Consider the following 18,792-nt stretch of genomic DNA (forward strand, 5'->3'; position numbering starts at 1 on the left):
GTGCGCGGATGGCCGGTCCAGAGCCGTGTCGCTACGCGTGCGTGAGCGCGATGAGTGCGACGTTCATGGTGCTGTAGAGACCCTCGGATCGGGTCGCCTGGCGGACGCGTCCGCGCAGCACCTCGTAGCGGCCGTCGTGCTCGCGCACGAAGCCGATCACGCCGGTCGCCGGCGTCGACACGCGGTGGTAGCCGTCCTCGAGCGGGACGACCTCGGTACTCGTGGTGCGCTCCATTGCTGTTCCCTTCCGTTCGTCGTCGAACAGTGCCGTCAGCATACCCCGGCTCGGGGGACAAGACACCCATGGATCGGCTTGTCCACAGGGTTCACCGGGAGTCTGTCCGTGCGCTCCGGGGCCTGGATAGACTCCGGGCGACGGCGCACACAGGGCGCGGTTCGGTGCGGTGTCGACGGCGCCGACCGGTGACGGACGGAGGACGGATGCGAACGGTCCAGCACGGATCGGGCACAGGCGGGTCGAGCACGGAACGGGGGACAGCGCGGCTCTGGGGTCGCGTCACGGCAGCGGTCGTGGCGATGCTGATCGTCCTGGCTCCGGCAGCGACCGCGCAGGCCACGGCACCCGTCGACCTGGGTGGGGCGTACGTCCTCGACGAAGCCGACGCCCTCAGTTCGTCGCAGCAGGCGCAGGTCGAACAGGCGGTGCAGGACCTGTACGCCGAGACCCAGACGCAGCTGTACGTGGTGTTCGTGCCGACGTTCACCGATCCGACGGACCACACCGCATGGGGCTCCGCGGTCATGGACCGGAACCAGATCGACACGGACGGCATCCTCCTGTCCGTCGCGGTCGACGAGCGCAACTACGACGTCCAGCAGACCAACGAGACCGCCATCTCCGAGTCCGACGTGCAGAGCGCCGTGAACGACGCACTGCTCCCCGAGCTGAAGCAGGGCGACTGGTCCGGCGCGGCCGTCGCGTTCGCGAACGGCCTGACCGACACCCAGGCGCCGCCGGACCTGACCTGGCTCTGGATCCTGCTGCTCGTCATCGTCGTCGGCCTGGTGGTCGTCGTGATCGTCATCCGCACCCGCAACAAGCGCAGGACCGCCGCGGCCACCAAGGCGCAGCAGGAGTCCCTCGCCGACCTCGAACGCACCGCGGGCGGAGCGCTCGTCACCATCGACGACGAACTCCGCACCGCCGAGCAGGAGGTCGGGTTCGCCACGGCGCAGTTCGGTCCCGACGCCGCGAAGCCCTTCGCCGACGCCGTCGCCGCCGCACAGCAGGCCGTACGGAAGGCCTTCACGTTCCGGCAGCAGCTCGACGACGAGATCCCCGACTCCCCCCAGCAGCGTGCCGACTGGGCGAACCAGATCATCGCGATCTGCCAGCAGGCGCACGCCTCGATCGAGGAGCAGACCGAGGCCTTCGACCAACTCCGGTCGCTCGAGGACGGCGTCGAGGACGCTGCGGTCGCACTGGCCCAGGCAGTGGCGGCCGCCCCGGCTTCGGTCGGCGCGGCAGCAGCAGCCCTCGACCGCGTCCGGTCGCGGTACACCGGCCGAACCCTCGCCACCGTGTCCGACAACGTCGACCAGGCCCACCAGGTCCTCGCCTACGCCACCGAGCGCTCGAACGCGGCCACCGCGGCGATCGCCGCGGGCGACAAGGGCGAGGCCGTGGTCGCAGTGCGTGACGCCCAGCACGCACTGGCGCAGGTGCAACAGCTCACGAACAGCGCGATCGCCGCCGAGGGGTCGTTCGCCGAGGCAACGGCGCGCGCCGAGGCGATGCGCATCGACATCGAGGGCGACGTCGCGGCGGCCCGGACGTTCACGGTCGGCGGTCCCGACCTCGCCGCCGCCGTCACACGGGCGCAGACCGTGCTCCGACAGGGCCTCGACCCGAAGGACCCGGTCGCCGCGGTCGACGCCCTCACCAAGGCGAACACCGAGATCGACCAGGCCATCGCCGCAGCCCGCGGTGCCGAGGAGCAGCAGCGCCGGGCGTCCCGAGCGCTCGACGACGCCCTGCGCGACGCCCGGAACCGGATCAGCCAGGCGCGGGAGTACATCTCGCTGCACCGCGGCGGCATCGGGCCGACCGCCCGCACCCGGTTGTCCGAGGCCGAGCGCGCCCTCGACGACGCCGTGCAGCTCGCCACGACCGATCCCGGACAGGCCCTGCAGGCCGCACGCGCCGCAGAGCAGTACGCGGCCGCCGCGATGGACGCCGCCAACGGCGACATGGGCGGCTGGGGCGGCGGTGGCGGCGGCTTCGGCGGTGGCGGCGGCAACGGGGCACAACTCGGCGGCCTCGTCACCGGCATCGTGCTCGGCGGCCTGCTCGGCGGCCGCGGCGGCAGCTTCGGCGGCGGTTCCTTCGGGGGCGGCGGCGGGGGCTTCGGCGGGGGCGGCGGCTTCGGTGGTGGGGGCGGCGGAGGCGGCGGAGGCGGGTTCTCCGGCGGCGGCCGCTTCTGACCCCGCCCCAGCCGACGAACAGACAACACACCCGACAGACCAGACACACCACGTCAGACCTTCCAGGAAAGGGAACAGCAATGGCAAAGCAGACGATCTTCGGCCGCATCTCCACCCTCGTGCGGGCGAACATCAACCAGCTCATCGACGATGCCGAGGACCCGCAGAAGATGCTGGACCAGCTCGTGCGCGACTACACGAACAACATCGCCGACGCGAAGACGGCGATCGCGCAGACCATCGGCAACGTCCGTCTGCTCGAGCAGGACCACGAAGAGGACAAGCGGGCCTCGACCGAGTGGGGCCAGAAGGCGGCCAACGCGTCCTCCGCCGCGGACAAGTACCGCGCCGAGGGCAAGACGGCCGAGGCGGACAAGTTCGACAACCTCGCCAAGATCGCGATCGGCAAGCAGATCGCCGCCGAGCAGGAGGTCAAGGACGCCGAGCCGAACCTCGCCTCGCAGAACGAAGCGGTGGAGAAGCTCAAGACCGGGCTCGCCGGCATGGAGCAGAAGCTCGAGGAACTCCGGGCGAAGCGCGACAACCTCGTCGCCCGCTCCAAGACGGCCGAAGCGCAGTCCAAGGTCAACGACGCGCTCGGCAACATCGACGTGCTCGACCCGACGAGCGACCTCGGTCGCTTCGAGGAGAAGGTCCGTCGTGAAGAAGCGAAGGTCCTCGGGCAGCAGGAGCTGCAGTCGTCGAGCCTCGACGCCCAGTTCGAGAGCCTCGAGGACGTGGGCAAGGACGCCGAGGTCGAAGCACGACTCGCCGCGCTGAAGTCCGGCGGCTCGTCGAGCCTCTGACCTTCCCGGACGACGCCGGACCCCACCTGACAGACTGAGACGATGCAGTTCCTCGTGGTCGGTCAGTGGCAGGGTTCGGCGTCGTCGCGCGCGATGCGCCTCGGGGACGGAGCGACCGCGATCGCGGCCGACCTCCCCCGAGCGTCCACCACCGTGGTCGACGTCCCCACCGGTGCCGGCGACCGCCTCGAGACGGCCGTCGCCCGCTACACCTCCGTGCTCGCCGTCGCCGACCGCGTGGCAGAGGAGACCGGCGTCGCGAGCGAACCGGTCCTCGTGGTCGGCGGGGACGGTGCGAGCGTCCTCGGCGCGACCGTGGGCCTCGGCCCCGACACCGCGTTCGTGCGGATCGCGGGGTCCAGCGGGTACCGGCCGCTCAACCGCGCGCAACCCGTCGCCGCCGAGACCGCAGCCCTGCGGATCCTCGTCGACCGCGCCGACGAGCTGTTCCCCGCCCTGCCCGTGCTCCCCGCCTCGTCGGTCGTGGTCGCAGGGGTCCGGGGTCTCGACGACGCCGAGGAAGCAGCGCTCGACCGTGCCGGGATCGCCCGGCTCGACGTCGACGCCGCCACCCCGGACGCCCTCGCCGCCGCCGTCGACGCGACCGGAGCCACGTCGGTGTTCGTGCACGTCGACCTCGACGTCCTCGACCCGTCCGAGGTCGACGGCCTGCTCGAACCCGTGCCGTTCGGACTCGACGGCGCCGGTCTGGTCGAGCGGATCCAGGCCGCGACCCGCGGCCGGCGCCTGGCCGGCGCCGCGCTCACCGGATTCGCTCCCGTCGACCCGGACCGTGCAGTGGACGACCTCGGCGTGATCCTGCGCGTCGTCGGGGCGTTGACCAGCGCCTCCCGGGTGGCCTGAGAACCGACCCGGCGCGCCGGGCGCACCCCATGCCGGTCCGCGTACGCTCGGGCCCATGACGGACTACGACCTCATCGTGATCGGCGCCGGCGCAGTCGGCGAGAACGTGGCGGACTACGCCCACAAGCGCGGCCTGGCGGTCGCGATCGTGGAGTCCGAACTGGTCGGCGGCGAGTGCTCCTACTGGGCGTGCATGCCGTCGAAGGCACTGTTGCGCAGCGGCCACGCCCTGGCCGCGGCGAAGCGCCTGGACGGTGCGAAGCAGGCCGTCACCGGCGAACTCGACGCGGCCCACGTGCTCGCGCGCCGCAACTCGTTCACCTCGGACTGGAAGGACGACGGCCAGGTCTCCTGGCTCGAGTCCGCCGACATCGCCCTGATCCGCGGCCACGCCCGCATCACCGGCGAGAAGACGATCGAGGTCGGCGGCGAGACGCACACGGCCCGCGCCGCCGTCGCGGTCGTGACCGGGTCGCTGCACGCGCTCCCCGACGTGCCGGGACTCGCCGACGCGAAGCCGTGGGGCACCCGCGAGGGCACCAGCGCCCAGCAGGTTCCCGAGAGCCTGCTCGTGATCGGCGGCGGCGTCGCCGGCTCCGAGCTCGCCACCGCCTGGGCGTCGCTCGGTGCGAAGGTCACCCTCGTCGCCCGCCACGGGCTGCTCGGCGGCATGGAGCCGTTCGCCGGCGAGCTCGTCACCGACGCGCTCCGCGAACTCGGCGTCGACGTCCGCACCGGTGTGAGCCCCGTGCGGGTCGACCGCGACGAGCACGGGCTCGTCACCACCACACTCGACGACGACACCACCGTCATCACGAGCGAGGTCCTGGCCGCCACCGGCCGCACCCCGCACACCGCCGACCTGGGGCTCGAGTCCGTCGGGCTCACCGCCGGTGACTGGCTCGAGGTCGACGACACCATGCTCGTTCACGGCACCGACTGGCTGTACGCCGTCGGCGACGCCAACCACCGTGCGCTCCTCACCCACCAGGGCAAGTACCAGGCCCGCGCAGCCGGCGAGGCCATCGCGGCCCGGTACCAGGGCACGCCGCTGCACACCGAGCCGTGGGGTGCCCACGTCGCGACGGCAGACCACGCCGCGGTCCCCCAGGTCACCTTCACCGACCCCGAGGTCGCGAGCGTCGGCCTGACCGAGCGTGCCGCCCGCGAGCAGGGGCTGAACGTCCGTGCCGTGGAGTACGACCTCGGCGGGGTCGCGGGGTCCGCACTGCAGGCCGACGGGTACACCGGGCGGGCCAAGATGGTCGTCGACGAAGACCGCGGGGTCGTCGTCGGGGTCACCTTCGTCGGCCAAGACGTCGCCGAGATGCTGCACGCGGCGACGATCGCGGTCGTCGGCGAGGTCCCGGTCGACCGCCTCTGGCACGCGGTGCCGGCCTACCCGACGATGAACGAGATCTGGCTCCGCCTGCTCGAGACCTACGGTCGCCCGGAGTAGGGGTGCGCAACCCGCTCCTGGACTCCCCGGTGTCCCGCGCGGGCTGGCTGTTCGCGACCGCGGTCGGCCTCGCGGTGGGCCTGCCGCTGTCGACCGGGCCCGTCCGGGTCGTCGACGGGTTGATCGTCTGCACGGGGCTGCCGCGGTGGGTGTTCCGCCGCGGTGGCACCTGCGTGGGCTCGGTCTACCTGACCCGCGACAACGACGGGCCCAGGGTGCTCCGGCACGAGCGGGTGCACGTCGCGCAGTGGCGGCGGTACGGCATGCTCATGCCCGTGCTGTACGCCGCCGCCGGCCGTGATCCACTCCGCAACCGCTTCGAGGTCGAGGCCGGTCTGGAGGACGGCGGCTACCGCTGAGCCCCTGCGTCGGCGAGGGCGACGGCTCCCCCTGCCGCCGAGGTTCCACGACATGCCGCGTGCGTCCCGCCGAGGTTCCACGGGCGACTCGTGGGCGCGGTGAGATGCCGAGATTTCGGAACCTCGGGGAACCGGACCGGGCGTGGCGCGGCGGGACCGGGCGCGGCGGGGCGGGGCGTCGTCAGGCTGCGGCGGGGCGACGCGGGACGATGAGGGGCGTGCCGGTCTCGGGGTCGGGGACGACCACGCACGGCAGACCGAAGACGTCCTCCACCAGGTCGGCGGTGAGCACGGACGACGGCGGCCCCGCGGCCACGATCGACCCCTGGCGCATCGCGATGACGTGGGTGGCGTAGCGCGCCGCCTGGTTCAGGTCGTGCAGCACCGCGACCACCGTCCGACCGGCGGCGTGCAGCGCGGAGGCCAGTTCGAGCACGTCGTACTGGTGGGCGATGTCGAGGAACGTCGTGGGCTCGTCGAGCAGCACGATGTCGGTCTCCTGCGCCAGGACCATCGCGATCCACACCCGTTGCCGCTGCCCGCCGGAGAGCTCGTCGACGCTGCGGTCGGCCAGGTCGAGGGTCTCGGTCTGCTCGAGGGCGGCCTGCACGGCCCGCCGGTCGGACCCGGAGGACGGGTGCAGCAGGTCCTGGTGCGGGAAGCGCCCGCGGGACACCAGGTCGCGGACGGTGATGCCGTCGGGGGCGATCGGCGTCTGCGGGAGCATGCCGACCCGCCGGGCCACGGCCTTCGGTCGGTACGAGTCGATCGGCGCGCCGTCGAGGTACACGGTGCCGGCGCGCGGCTTGAGGGTGCGTGCGAACGACTTCAGCAGCGTCGACTTGCCGCACGCGTTCGGGCCGACGATGACGGTCAGCTCGCCGTCGGGGACGTCCACGTCGAGCGCGTCCACCACGACGCGGTCGTCGTACGCGAGCGTCAGCCCACGCACGCCCAACGCGGTCGTGGGGAGTTCGGCTGCGGCGTTCAGTTCTCGGCCTTGCCGTGCCGCCAGTACCCCATGAACGCGACCTGCTTCCGGTCGATCCCGACGCCGCGCACCAGGTGCCGACGGAGCTCCTTGACGCAGCCGGCCTCCCCCGCGATCCACGCGTACACCGGACGCTCGTCCACCGGCGCGGGGACGTCCCAGAGCACCTGCTCGTCGACGTCGACGTCGGTCAGCTCGACGGCGTCCCCGCAGGCGGGACCGGCGACGGACGCAGGACCGGCGACGGACGCGGAACCGGCCACGACCGTCGACGCCCAGGCGTGCACCTGGTCGGTCATGCGGACGCCGTGCGTCGCGCCGTTCCGGGCGATCCAGCGGACCTCGACCCCGGCGGGCGCGGTCACCGGCAGCCGGTCGGCGTCGGTCGGCACCTCGATGAAGACGTGACCGACGGTCGAGACGTCGAGCGCCTCGAGGATGGCGCAGATGGCCGGGGCGGCGGTCTCGTCCCCGGCGAGCAGGATGCGGTTCGCGTGCCCGGGTGCGAACTCGGCGGCACCGGTCGGCAGGTCCTCGGGCGACTCCGGCACGCGGGGCCCGACGATCCGGAGCTCGTCACCGACGCGGCAGGACGACACCCACCGCGATGCGGGTCCGGCGTCGCCGTGCGCGACGAAGTCGATGTCGAGCTCACGGGCGTCGGGCCGGAACGAGCGGACCGTGTACGTGCGCAGCGGGTTCCGTTCCGCGTCCGGCAGGGCACGCCAGGCGGCGTACCAGTCCTCGTCCTCCGGCAGTTCGGAGAAGCCCACGCCGTCCAGCGGCAGCACGACCTTGATCCGTTGGTCGAGCCCGACCGAGGAGAAGTCCGCCAGCGCATCGCCCGTCAGCGTCACCCGGACGAAGTGCGGGGTGAGGGACGTGACCGCTGCCACACGGACGGAGAAGACGCGGTACCGGGTTGCCACGGATCCGAGTATGGCATGCCTTACCTAACGTCTCCAGAGCCCGCGGACGGTGCGAAGATCGCTTCCGTGCCCGATGCCCCCGACGACGAATTCGCAGACCTGGCCGCCCTCGCCCGCGCGAGCGGCGTGACGGAGCCGCTCCGCGCCTCCAGGCAGGTGGTCCGCACCCACGACGGACAGGAGACGTCCGCCATCCGGTGGGGAGACCGGGAGGCCCGGATCACCTACCTGCACGGCCTCGGCATCGACGCCCACAGCTTCGACCAGACCGCGCTCGCCGTCGGCGAGCCGGCGGTCGCCCTCGACCTGCCGGGGCACGGCCGGTCGTCGTGGCGGGACGACGCGGACTACGGGGCGTCCGTGACGGCGCCGACCGTGCTCGCCGCGCTCGACGCCCTGCAGGTCCCGCCGGGGATCGTCGTCGGGCACTCCCTCGGCGCGATCCTGTCGGCACGGCTCGCGGCCACGGCACCGGAGCGGGTCACCGGGCTCGTGCTCGTCGACATGTCGCCGGACTTCGCGCAGCGGGCGGTCGACCGGATCGCCCGGGCACTCGAGGCCGAAGAGCCCTTCGCGACGTTGGACCAGGTCGTCGACCGGGCGATCGAGGCACGCGTCGGCGACGACCGGCACGTGCTGCTCCGCGAGGCCCGCCACACCACGCGGCTCGGCGACGACGGCGCGCTCGTCCGGCGGCACCACTTCCCGCACCTGCCCGCCGGCCGCACGTCGTCGGTGGGGCGCTTCGCCGACGCCTGGCCCGACCTCGAGGCACTGCGGGTGCCGATCCTGCTCGTCCGCGGCGACCGCGGGTACGTCTCACCGAAGCTGCACGCCGCGTTCGCCGAGCGCCTGCCGGACGCCGAGATCGTGACGGTCACCGCACGGCACGCGGTGCAGAACCAGGCGCCGCTCGAACTCGCTGCGGCGATCCGGGCATGGGCGGGACGTCACGGTTTGTTGCACCGGATCGATGAACCGTCGCGGGACCGTACCGGCCCCCGGTAACCTCGTGCGAGCGCGAGCTGTGACCATCGCCTCGCGTCCGGAAGGAACCCACACCCCATGAGTCCGCTCCTGCACCGCCGTACCGCCCGGGCTGCGCGCACCACGCGCATCGGACGTGCTGCCCTCGCCGCCACCGCGGTCGCCGTCGTCTCCGCCCTCGCGCTGACCGGCTGCTCCGGCTCGTCGAACGAGAACGGCGGCGCCGACGCCACCGTGCGCGTCGGCCTGGTGCTGGAACCGACCAGCCTCGACATCCGCACGCAGTCCGGTGCAGCGCTCGACCAGGTGCTCATCGACAACGTGTACCAGGGCCTCGTCGGCCGGACCGCCGACGGCGACATCCGCGACGTGCTGGCCTCCGAGCACGAGGTCTCCGACGACGGCCTGACCTACACGTTCACGCTGCGCGACGGCATCACGTTCCAGGACGGCAAGGACGTCACCGCGGCCGACGTCGTGTGGTCGCTGGAGCAGGTCAAGTCGAACGAGACCTACGTGGACTCCGCCAAGCTCGCCGGCGTCACCTCGATCACCTCCCCGTCGACCGGTGTGGTCCAGCTCGAGCTGGCGAAGCCCGACTCGGACCTGCTCTGGAACCTGACCGGCCGCTCCGGACTGGTGCTCGAGAAGGCCGCGACGAACGACCTGTCGGACACCGCCAACGGCACCGGCCCCTACGAGGTCGCGAGCTGGAAGCAGGGCGACTCGCTCACCTTCGAGCGCAACGACGACTACTGGGGCGCGAAGGCGAAGGTCGCGAAGATCGTCTTCCGGTACATCACCGACCCGTCGACGGCCGTCAACGCGATGGCGAACGGGGACCTCGACGTCCTCAACCCGGTCGACGGCACGCTGAAGAGCCAGCTCCAGGGGAACGCCGACATCGCGCTGCACAGCGGCAAGACGACGGACAAGTACACGCTGGCGTTCAACGACCGCAAGGAACCGTTCACCGACAAGCGGGTGCGCCAGGCGATCCGGCAGGCGATCGACCCGAAGGCGCTCATCAAGGCCATCGGCGGCACGGGCGTCGAGCAGGGCGGTCCGATCCCGGAACTCGACCCCGGGTACGAGGACCTGACCGACATCGACGCGTACGACCCCGACAACGCGAAGCGGCTCCTCGCCGCTGCCGGGCAACAGGACCTCGAGCTCACGCTGACGTACGCGAACGTCTACCCGGCGACCATCGGCGACGTCCTGAAGTCGCAGCTCGCCGACGTCGGGATCACCCTGACCGTCAAGCGCGTCGACTTCGCGACCTGGCTGTCCTCGGTGTTCCAGGCACCGAAGTCGGGCGAGCGTGACTTCGACCTGTCGATGGTCGACCACGTCGAGGCCCGCGACTTCGGCAACTGGGCGAACCCCGACTACTACTTCGGCTACGACAACGCCGAGGTGCAGTCGCTCTACGCCGAGTCGATCGCGGCGACCGACGAGGCCACCAAGACCGAGGCCCTGCGCAAGGCCGCGAAGATCGTGAGCGAGGACGCCGCCGGCGAGTGGCTCTACACGGCCACCGAGATCACCGCGGTGCGGACCGGCGTCACGGGCTTCCCCGTCGACGGCGGCAACTCGAGGCTCGACCTGTCGAAGCTCGCCGTCAAGTGAGCCGAACCGCTGCCGGAGCTCCGAGCACGTGACCCGGTTCCTGGTCGGCAGGCTGCTGCTGCTCGTCGTCGGGCTGCTCGTCGCGAGCGTCATCATCTTCGCGACCCTGCGGGTGCTGCCCGGCGACGTCGCACAGGTCGTCGCCGGCACCCAGTCGACCCCGGCGCAGGTCGAGCAGCTCCGGCAGCAGCTCGGCCTCGACCGGCCCGTCGTGGTGCAGTACCTCGACTGGATCGGCGGGGTGTTCCGCGGCGACCTCGGTCGGTCCCTCGTGACGAACGGGCAGGTCGCGCCGGAGATCGCGCAGAAACTGGCGATCACCCTGCCGCTCGCGGGCATGTCGCTCGCGACCGCGCTCGTGATCGGCGTCCCCCTCGGGGTCGTCGCCGCGGTGCTCCGCCGTCGGCCGGGCGGCGCCGTCATCGGGTTCGTCGCGCAGGCCGTCGCCGCCGTCCCGGTCGTCTGGGCAGGCATGCTGCTCGTCGCCCTGTTCGCCGTCACGCTGCACTGGCTGCCGACGCAGGGCTTCCCGCTCGACGGCTGGTCCGAGCCGGGCCGGGCGTTCGCCTCGCTCGTGCTCCCCGCCCTGACCATCGGTGCGGTCGAGGGTGCCGTCATCCTGCGCTTCACCCGGTCGGCGACCCTGTCGGTGCTCGACGCGGACCACGTCCGCACCGCTGCCGCGATCGGCCTCACCCGCACGCAGGCACTGCTCCGGCACGGGCTGCCGTCGGTCGCCCTCACGGTGCTCGCCGTGCTCGGGGTGCAGATCGCCGGGCTGCTGGTCGGGGCCGTCGTCGTCGAGCAGCTGTTCTCGCTGCCCGGTGTCGGGCGCATGCTCGTGACCGACGTCGGCCGCCGCGACATCACCAAGGTGCAGTCCGAGCTCCTCGTGCTCACCGGACTGGTGCTGCTCGTCGGGTTCGCCGTCGACGTCGTGCACCGCACCCTCGACCCGCGCCAACGCGAGGTGTCCGGGTGATCCGCCGCCTGCTGTCCCGCCCCACCGGGGTCTTCGCCGTCGTCGTGCTCGGTCTGCTCGTGGTCCTCGCCGCGGTGTCGCTCGTGTGGACGCCGCAGGACCCGTTCCGCGCCGATCCGTTCCACCAGTGGGAGGGTCCGAGCGCCGCGCACTGGTTCGGCACCGACGCCGCCGGCCGCGACATCGCGAGCTACCTGCTCGCCGGCACCCGCACCACCGTGCTCGTCGCCGTCGGGGCCGGGGTGATCGCCAGCGTCGTCGGCATCGTCCTGACCGCGATCGGGTCGCTCACCGCCCGCTGGGTGCGCGAGGGCACGGCCGTCCTGCTCGACATCCTCGTGGCGTTCCCGACCCTGCTGACCGCGATGCTCCTGACCGCGGTGTTCGGCGGGTCGCTCGGGGTCGTCATCGTCAGCGTCGGGCTGTCCTTCGGGGTGACGATCGCCCGGGTCGCCCGCGGCGAGATCCGCCGCATCGCCCGCAGCGACTACGTCACCGCGGCCCGCGCCTCCGGTGTCGGTGGTGCCGGGGTGCTGTTCCGCCACCTGGTGCCGAACGCCGCGCCGCTGTTCACCGTGCAGCTCTCGCTCGCGATGGCCACCGCGGTCCTCGCCGAGGCCGGGCTGTCGTACCTGGGCTACGGCGCCGGGTCGGACACGGCGTCGTGGGGCAGCCTGCTGTCCGACCTCCAGACCTACATCGGGGTGCACCCGTGGAGCGCCACCTGGCCCGGAGCCGCGATCGCGCTGGTCGTCGCCGCGCTCTCCCTGCTCGGCGACGCGATCCGCGACGCCACCGACCCGCGTCTGACGACGAACGACCGCGCAGCGGGCGGCGACCGCCGCCCGGACGCGGCCACGACCACCCCCGGGGTGACCGCATGACCGACCGCAGCCACAGCCGCAGCGACACCGGCACCGGCGGGCTCGAGGTGGTGGGGCTCTCCGTCCGCATCACGGGGCGGACGATCCTGGACGACGTGACGTTCACCGTGCCTCCCGGCGAACGCGTCGGCGTGATCGGCGCATCCGGATCCGGCAAGTCGATGACCTCGCTCGCCCTGATGGGGCTGGAGCCCACCGGGGCGACCGTCACCGGCAGCATCCGCCTGGACGGCACCGAACTCGTCGGCCTGCCCGACCGGCAGCGCGCACGGCACCGCGGGTCCGGCATCGGCATGGTCTTCCAGGAGCCCGGCACCGCCCTCGACCCGCTGCGCCGCGTCGGCACGCAGATCGCCGAGCCCCTGCGGCTGCACCGAGGACTCGACCGGCGGGCGGCGCGTGCGGCGGCGACCGCGCTGGCGGCGGACGTCGGACTGCCGGACCCGGAGTCGCTGCTGCGCCAGTACCCGCACCAGCTGTCCGGCGGGCAGCGCCAGCGGATCTGCATCGCGATGGCGATGGCCGGGCAGCCCGCGTACCTGGTCGCCGACGAGCCGACGACGGCGCTCGACGTCACGACCGAGGCGCGGATCCTCGACCTCTTCGAAGGGCTGTCGGCCGGCATGGTCTTCGTCACGCACGACCTGGCGGTGCTCGCCCGGATCGCCGACACGGCCGTCGTGCTCGACGCCGGCCGGGTCGTCGAGCAGGGCTCGGTCGCGTCGCTGCTCGCGGCGCCGCAGCACCCCGCGACCGTCGCGCTCGTCGATGCCGCGCGCGCCACCGCCCGTCGTACCCGTCCGTCCGGAGGCTCCGCATGACCGCCGTCCTCGACGGAGTCGGGCTGCACCGCACCTACCGACTCCCCCGCCGCGGGCCCTTCGAACCCGGCCCCGTGCGCACCGCCGTCGACGGCGTCGACCTGACGGTCGCCCCCGGCCAACGGCTCGGGATCGTCGGGGAGTCGGGATCCGGCAAGTCGACCCTGGTGCGGCTGCTCGCCGGCCTGGAGGCACCTTCCGCGGGTTCCGTGACCGCCTCCGGTCGTCCGGTGGTGGCGACCGGGTCCGCGGGTGCGATGCGCTGGTTCCGTCGCGAGACCGGGGTGGTGTTCCAGGACCCGTACGCGTCGCTCGACCCGCGGATGCGCGTCGGCGCGATCATCCGCGAACCGTTGCGGGCGCTCCGGGTGGAGGGTTCGCACGCCGCGCTCGTCCGGGACGTCCTCGAACGGGTCGACCTGCCGGCGGACGCCGTCGACCGCTACCCGCACGAGTTCTCCGGCGGCCAGCGGCAGCGCATCGCCATCGCGCGGGCGGTGGTGCACGGTCCGCGGATCCTGTTCGGGGACGAACCGATGAGCGCGCTCGACGTGGTGGTGCGCGCACGGGTCATCGACCTGTTCCGCTCGCTCGCCGACGACCTCGGGCTGACGCTGGTGCTGGTGTCGCACGACATCGGCGTGGTGCAGCGGCTGTGCGACACCGTCGCGGTGATGTCGGCGGGGCGCATCGTGGAGCACGGGCCGGTCGGGCTGCTCGACGCGCCGGTGCACCCGGTGACGCGGGCGCTGGTCGAGGCCGCGCCGACCCTGCCGTAGCGCGGGCGGCGGCGCGGTCAGGCGGTCCAGGCCGCCGGGTGCCGCCGCTGCCACCGCAGCCGACGCTCGAGCTGGGCCCCGATCGCGAGCAGGACCCGCTCGCCCCCTGGCCGCCCGATCAACTGGACGCCCATCGGCAGGCCGCCACCGTCCGGGTGGTCGTCGGCGGTGACCCCGACGGGCAGGGTGATCGCCGGCAGCCCCGCCACGTTCGCCATCGAGGTCCACGGCGAGTAGGCGCACTGGCGGCGGAAGTCCTCGTCCGGCTCGTCGCCGTACCAGCCGAGCGGCCGCGGGGTCAGCGCGAGCGTCGGTGACAGCACGGCGTCGAACCGGTCGAACGCGCCGATCAGCGTCGCCGAGAACGTGTCGAGCGTGGTCATCGCGTCGAGCACCTGGGTGCCGGTGAGCCGCCGTCCCCGTTCCACGAGCCACGCCACCAGGGGCGTCAGCGCGGTCAGGTCGATGCCGGGGACCATCGGCAGCCGCGCCGCGGAGCTCTCCCAGGCCACCCGGAACGCGTCGGCGTACGGCGCCCGGGGCATCTGCACGTCCTCCACGCCGTGCCCCACCTCGCCGAGCACCCGCACCGCGGTCTCGACGGCAGCGCGCGCCGCGGGGTCGACCACCACGTCGACGGTGTCGTCCCACGGCGAGCCGTCGAGCAGTCCGACGACGAAGCGCCCCTCGCCGCGGACGGCCGCCGCGGTGAACGGGCCGTCGCCCACGTCCGGCGTGACCAGCGCGTACGGTGCCGGTTCCGCCAGCCCGGTGGGCGCCACGAGCGCGTCGAGCAGCATCCCGGCGTCCGCGACCGACCGGGTCAGCGGCCCGGCGACGGACAGTCCACCGACGCCGGAGCGACCGGGCATCGATGGCACCCGCCCACGGCTCGGCTTGAGGCCGACGAGTCCCGTCGCGGCGGCCGGGATCCGGACCGATCCCCCACCGTCGGACCCGACGGCCGCCGGCAGCAGTCCGGCCGCGACGGCGACCGCCGCGCCGCTCGACGACCCGCCGGGCGCACGGCTCGTGTCGTACGGGTTCCGCGTCACCCCGAACCGGGTCTCCGACGACGAGGACATCCCGAACTCGGGCGACGTCGTCTTGCCGAGGCTCACCGTGCCGGCCGCGTCGAGCGCGGCGACCAGCGGGTGGTCGGCCCCGGCGGGGCGCTCCGGCAGGCTCGCGGTGCCGCTGCGCGTGGTGACCCCGGCGCGGTCGTACAGGTCCTTGTCGGCGGACGGGAGGCCCCACAACGGTCTGGACGTCGGCACCAGGTGGCCGAGACGGTCGGCTCTCGTGCGCGCTGCATCGGCCGTGACCGTCACGAACGCGCCGAGGGCGGGGTCGAGGCGCTCGATGCGGGCGAGGTAGTGCTCGGTCACCTCGAGCGCGGTCGCCTCCCCCCGGCGGATCCAGTCCCAGAGTTCCTGTGCGGCGAGGTGGTGGAGTTCGAACACGGTTCCCGAGCCTAGGCGGCGTCGGTGCTGGTCGTGCGTCAGTCCTGCTCGTACCGGTAGAAGCCGCGGCCGGTCTTCACGCCCAGGTCGCCGGCCTCGACGTACTGACGGAGCAGCTGCCGCGGACCCTCGGGCAGGTGCGGGTCCTCGGCCGCGTAGTGCTCCTCGATGTCCAGGACGACGTCGAGCCCCACCTGGTCCATCATCCGGAACGGACCGGCGGGCGACCCGGTGTTCACCGCGAACATGGCGTCGACGTCCTCGGGCGTGGAGACCCCGTCGGCGACCACCGCCAGCGACTCGCGTTTGACGGCCGCCCAGATGCGGTTGAAGATGAACCCGGTCGACTCCCTGCGTGCGACGAACGGGCGGACGCCGTAGGTCGGCAGGACCTCGAGCAGCAGGTCGACGACCGCGGGGTCGGTCTCGCCGTCGCTCATCAGGTCGACGGCGTTCTGCGCCGGCGGCATGTAGAAGTGCATGTTCAGCACACGCTCCGGGTGCTCGACCTCGTCGATCATCAGTCGGCTCGCGTACGACGACGAGTTGCTCGCCAGGATCGTGTCCGCCCCGACGGCGCGGTCGAGCTGGCCGAACACCGTGGTCTTGAGGTCGATGCGCTCCGGGATCGCCTCGACGACGAGCCACGCACCGGCGACGGCCTCGTCCAGGTCGTCGAACGCGCGGACGGTGCCGACCGCGCCCCCGTCCCGCGCGGCGGCGAGTGCCGGGAGCTCGCGCTCGACGTACTCGACGGCGGCCGTGCGGACCGGTTCGGCGAGGTCGTACACGCGGGACTCGCCGCCGGCGCTGGCGAACATGAGCGCGATGCGCCGGCCGAGGGTCCCACCGCCGATCACGGTGACGGGTCGGTTGCGGATGTCGGTCGGCAGGGGGAAGCCCATGGTGTCCTTCGTTCTCGGGTGTACGTTCGATACACAACGTACTCAGTACGGATCGTACTGCAACCGACAAGGAGTTCCCATGCAGGCCTCGGACGTCCTCCGCCACGCCACCACGCCCCTCACCGCGCCGGTGTTCCCGCTGCGACCGACGCGCTTCACCGACCGCGAGTACTTCAACGTCGTGTACCGGACCGACCCCGACGCCCTCCGTGCCGTCGTGCCGGAGCCGCTGCGGGTCGAGGCACCCCTGGTCCGGTTCGAGGTCATGAAGATGGGCGACGTCGACGGGTACGGCCCGTACGTCGAGTCCGGTCAGGCGATCCAGGTCACCCTCGACGGCGAGGTCGGCGAGTACCTGCACGCCATGTACCTCGACAACTCCGCCGCGATGCTCGCCGGTCGCGAACTGAGCGCCTACCCGAAGGTGCTCGGGACCCCGGGCTTGCGGGTCGACCAGGGCGCCCTCGTCGGCACGCTCGACCGCGGTTCCGAACGGGTGGCGACGGCGACCATGGCGTACCAGTGGGAGCCGATGGACCCGGTCGAGGCCGCGGCGCAGATCACGGTGCCGACCTGGATGGTGAAGCTCGTCCCCGACGTGACGACCCTGGGGTTGCGGGCCGCCGACCTCGTGCGGACCGAGATCACCGACATCGTCGTGAAGGGGGCCTGGACCGGGTCCGCCCGACTGCAACTGTTCGAGCACGCCCTCGCGCCGATGGCGGACCTGCCGGTGCTCGAGGTCGTCAGCGCCTCACACGTCCTGACCGACCTGACGCTCGCGCCGGTACGGTCCGTGCACGACTACCTGGCGGACCCGCGCCGGTCGGACGACGCCTCCTAGGATGAACCGGTGTCCCCACGAGTGAGCGACGACCCCGCCGCACGCGCCCGACCCGTCCGGCGGCGCAGCAGCACCCGTGCGGAGCTCGTCCGCGCCGCCGAGGCGCTGTTCGACGAGACCGGCTCGGCCTCGGCCAGCGTCGAGGCGATCGTCGCGCGTGCGGGCTTCACGCGCGGGGCCTTCTACTCGAACTTCGCGACGACCGACGAGCTCTTCTTCGCGGTGTACGAAGCGCAGGAGGCCGTGGTCATCGAGCGGCTCGAGGACGGCTTCCGGGCAGCGCTCGACGCGACCGACCAGCAGTCCGTCGACGCGATCGTCTCCGGGGTCCTCGGTGGCCTGCCACCCGAGGGCAAGTGGTACGCGATCCGCTCGGTCCTGCTGTCGCGGGCACGCCACGAGCCCGAGCTCCGGGCACTGCTCCGCACGCACACCGACGCCTTCCACGCCGCGCTCGAACCGCTGCTCGTCGAGTCGGTCACGGCGCAGGGCCGACGCCTCACCGTCGCGCCGGACGTCTTCACCCGTGCGGTCGTCGCCGCGCACGTCGGCGCGGTCAGCCAGACGGTGCTCTACGACGACGCGGCGACCATCCGCGTCGCGGCGGTGCGGGGTGCGCTCCTCGGGCTCAGCGAGCCGACGCACTGAACCCGGGCAGGAGTCCGACCGGCAGCCGGCCCGCGCGACGCGGGGCGGGCCTCCCGGCCGGACCGTGACGGCGGACGGTCAGACGCCCAGGTGGGCGGCGAGCACGTCGCGGACGCTCGTCCAGCCGTGCGGACCGTAGCGGTCGTCGTCGACGTGGTGCAGTTCGGCCTCGCCGCTGAACATGCTCACGAAGTACTGCATGCCCTGCCACGCCGGGAACGGTTCGGCGTCGTCCTTCGACAGCCGCCGGCCGACCCGGGCCATCGCCGACAGCGTGCCGGTCGTGCCCGCCCACTGCAGCCGGAACGGCGTGCCGGTCAGCCGTGACATCGTGTCGGCGATCGAGCGTGCCGTGACGCGGTCCCCCGCGACCTCGACCACACGGGGTGCGTCCGCGTCGAGTGCGACGAGCGCCGTCACGCGCGCGACGTCGTCCTTCGTGGTGAAGTCGAGGACCTGGTCGGCCGACGACCAGTAGAGGACCCGCCGGCGGTCGAACAGGATCATCGGCGCCTGACCGGTGAGCATGTCCGTGAACGCCCCGTTCAGCACGGACGTCGCACGGATCGGAGCGGCGTCGAGGGCGGCGGCGAACTCGCGGCGGAGCTCGAAGTTGCGGTTCGAGCCGGGGGTGATCGACCGGTAGTCGGCGGCGTAGTCCGAGGGGATGAACCGCGGGACGCCGGCCTCGACCGCGGCGTCGAGCAGGGCGCGCTGCGCGTCGACGATCACGGCGCGGGTGCCGCTCACCGCGGAGACGACGACGTCGACCCCGGCGAGCGCCGCCACCAGGGCCGGTCGGTCCGTGTAGGCGGCGGTGACCACGTCGATGCGGTCGTCGTCGGCGAAGCGGCGCTGTGCTGCGTCGCTGCTCGGGCGGGTCAGGACGCGGACGCGGGTGTCGTGCTGCAGGAGCTCGTGCACGATGCGTCCGCCGAGGTCTCCGGTGGCGCCGGCGACGAGGACGGTGGTGGTCATGGCCGCCACGCTACGG

Annotated in this window: 19 protein-coding genes; 13 read left to right on the top strand and 6 right to left on the bottom strand. The window is 72.8% G+C overall.

Translation table 11 applies throughout. The features are described 5' to 3' along the window. Positions 1-31: 31 nt before the first annotated feature. Positions 32-235, bottom strand: a complete 204-nt coding sequence (locus tag ACVKXF_RS10155) for a hypothetical protein (RefSeq protein WP_071255966.1) — start codon at positions 233-235, stop codon at positions 32-34. Positions 236-537: 302 nt separating this feature from the next. On the opposite strand from ACVKXF_RS10155, the gene ACVKXF_RS10160 reads away from it, so the two are divergent. The 5 genes from ACVKXF_RS10160 (at position 538) to ACVKXF_RS10180 (ending at position 5,933) form a co-directional block, all read left to right on the top strand. Next, positions 538-2,445 (top strand): TPM domain-containing protein, encoded by a 1,908-nt coding sequence (locus ACVKXF_RS10160; protein WP_456795717.1) that lies wholly within the window; start codon positions 538-540, stop codon positions 2,443-2,445. A gap of 80 nt (positions 2,446-2,525) precedes the next feature. Then, positions 2,526-3,251 carry a PspA/IM30 family protein gene (locus ACVKXF_RS10165; protein ID WP_123312378.1) on the top strand — a complete coding sequence of 242 codons (726 nt, stop codon included), beginning with the start codon at positions 2,526-2,528 and terminating at the stop codon, positions 3,249-3,251. Positions 3,252-3,293: 42 nt separating this feature from the next. Further along, positions 3,294-4,115, top strand: a complete 822-nt coding sequence (locus tag ACVKXF_RS10170; RefSeq protein ID WP_123312377.1) for an arginase family protein — start codon at positions 3,294-3,296, stop codon at positions 4,113-4,115. 55 nt (positions 4,116-4,170) lie between these two features. Continuing rightward, a complete protein-coding gene (locus ACVKXF_RS10175; protein WP_123312376.1) occupies positions 4,171-5,574 on the top strand; it encodes a dihydrolipoyl dehydrogenase family protein in 1,404 nt (467 codons plus the stop codon). 2 nt (positions 5,575-5,576) lie between these two features. Beyond that, positions 5,577-5,933, top strand: a complete 357-nt coding sequence (locus ACVKXF_RS10180; protein ID WP_123312375.1) for a Fe-S oxidoreductase — start codon at positions 5,577-5,579, stop codon at positions 5,931-5,933. A 181-nt stretch (positions 5,934-6,114) separates the two neighbouring features. Here the strand turns inward: ACVKXF_RS10180 and ACVKXF_RS10185 are convergent, their stop codons facing one another. Both ACVKXF_RS10185 and ACVKXF_RS10190 read right to left on the bottom strand, forming a co-directional pair. Further along, positions 6,115-6,891: an ABC transporter ATP-binding protein gene (locus ACVKXF_RS10185; protein ID WP_456795624.1), complete on the bottom strand. Its 777-nt coding sequence runs from the start codon at positions 6,889-6,891 to the stop codon at positions 6,115-6,117. 29 nt (positions 6,892-6,920) lie between these two features. Next, positions 6,921-7,853 (bottom strand): siderophore-interacting protein, encoded by a 933-nt coding sequence (locus tag ACVKXF_RS10190; RefSeq protein WP_260233012.1) that lies wholly within the window; start codon positions 7,851-7,853, stop codon positions 6,921-6,923. 66 nt (positions 7,854-7,919) lie between these two features. Here ACVKXF_RS10190 and ACVKXF_RS10195 point away from each other — a divergent pair, with 66 nt between their 5' ends. Genes ACVKXF_RS10195 through ACVKXF_RS10220 form a run of 6 tightly spaced genes read left to right on the top strand, consistent with a single transcriptional unit; the run spans position 7,920 to position 13,938 of the window. Further along, positions 7,920-8,861, top strand: a complete 942-nt coding sequence (locus tag ACVKXF_RS10195) for an alpha/beta fold hydrolase (protein WP_456795625.1) — start codon at positions 7,920-7,922, stop codon at positions 8,859-8,861. Between the two features lie 57 nt (positions 8,862-8,918). Beyond that, positions 8,919-10,472 carry an ABC transporter substrate-binding protein gene (locus tag ACVKXF_RS10200; protein WP_123312372.1) on the top strand — a complete coding sequence of 518 codons (1,554 nt, stop codon included), beginning with the start codon at positions 8,919-8,921 and terminating at the stop codon, positions 10,470-10,472. Positions 10,473-10,500: 28 nt separating this feature from the next. Beyond that, positions 10,501-11,454 (top strand): ABC transporter permease, encoded by a 954-nt coding sequence (locus ACVKXF_RS10205; protein ID WP_123312371.1) that lies wholly within the window; start codon positions 10,501-10,503, stop codon positions 11,452-11,454. Further along, complete coding sequence (locus tag ACVKXF_RS10210; protein WP_396288656.1) at positions 11,451-12,338, top strand: ABC transporter permease; 888 nt, start codon at positions 11,451-11,453, stop codon at positions 12,336-12,338. The genes ACVKXF_RS10205 and ACVKXF_RS10210 overlap by 4 nt, the downstream gene beginning before the upstream one ends. Then, positions 12,335-13,159 carry an ABC transporter ATP-binding protein gene (locus tag ACVKXF_RS10215; protein WP_396288658.1) on the top strand — a complete coding sequence of 275 codons (825 nt, stop codon included), beginning with the start codon at positions 12,335-12,337 and terminating at the stop codon, positions 13,157-13,159. Before ACVKXF_RS10210 ends, ACVKXF_RS10215 begins: the two co-directional genes overlap by 4 nt. Continuing rightward, positions 13,156-13,938 carry an ABC transporter ATP-binding protein gene (locus tag ACVKXF_RS10220; RefSeq protein ID WP_456795626.1) on the top strand — a complete coding sequence of 261 codons (783 nt, stop codon included), beginning with the start codon at positions 13,156-13,158 and terminating at the stop codon, positions 13,936-13,938. Before ACVKXF_RS10215 ends, ACVKXF_RS10220 begins: the two co-directional genes overlap by 4 nt. Before the next feature lie 17 nt (positions 13,939-13,955). Here the strand turns inward: ACVKXF_RS10220 and ACVKXF_RS10225 are convergent, their stop codons facing one another. Together ACVKXF_RS10225 and ACVKXF_RS10230 are read right to left on the bottom strand one after the other, a co-directional pair. Beyond that, positions 13,956-15,401: an amidase gene (locus ACVKXF_RS10225; RefSeq protein WP_456795627.1), complete on the bottom strand. Its 1,446-nt coding sequence runs from the start codon at positions 15,399-15,401 to the stop codon at positions 13,956-13,958. Positions 15,402-15,439: 38 nt separating this feature from the next. After that, complete coding sequence (locus ACVKXF_RS10230; protein WP_456795628.1) at positions 15,440-16,306, bottom strand: 3-hydroxyacyl-CoA dehydrogenase family protein; 867 nt, start codon at positions 16,304-16,306, stop codon at positions 15,440-15,442. Positions 16,307-16,385: 79 nt separating this feature from the next. Between ACVKXF_RS10230 and ACVKXF_RS10235 the strand changes: the two genes are divergently transcribed. Together ACVKXF_RS10235 and ACVKXF_RS10240 are read left to right on the top strand one after the other, a co-directional pair. Beyond that, positions 16,386-17,150 carry an acetoacetate decarboxylase gene (locus ACVKXF_RS10235; protein WP_456795629.1) on the top strand — a complete coding sequence of 255 codons (765 nt, stop codon included), beginning with the start codon at positions 16,386-16,388 and terminating at the stop codon, positions 17,148-17,150. Positions 17,151-17,159: 9 nt separating this feature from the next. Then, positions 17,160-17,798, top strand: coding sequence for a TetR/AcrR family transcriptional regulator (locus ACVKXF_RS10240; RefSeq protein ID WP_456795630.1), 639 nt, complete (start codon positions 17,160-17,162; stop codon positions 17,796-17,798). Between the two features lie 78 nt (positions 17,799-17,876). Here ACVKXF_RS10240 and ACVKXF_RS10245 read toward each other — a convergent pair whose 3' ends face one another. After that, positions 17,877-18,776: an NmrA family NAD(P)-binding protein gene (locus ACVKXF_RS10245; protein ID WP_456795631.1), complete on the bottom strand. Its 900-nt coding sequence runs from the start codon at positions 18,774-18,776 to the stop codon at positions 17,877-17,879. Between the last annotated feature and the right edge of the window lie 16 nt (positions 18,777-18,792).

It is taken from the genome of Curtobacterium sp. PvP017 (genome assembly GCF_054060195.1).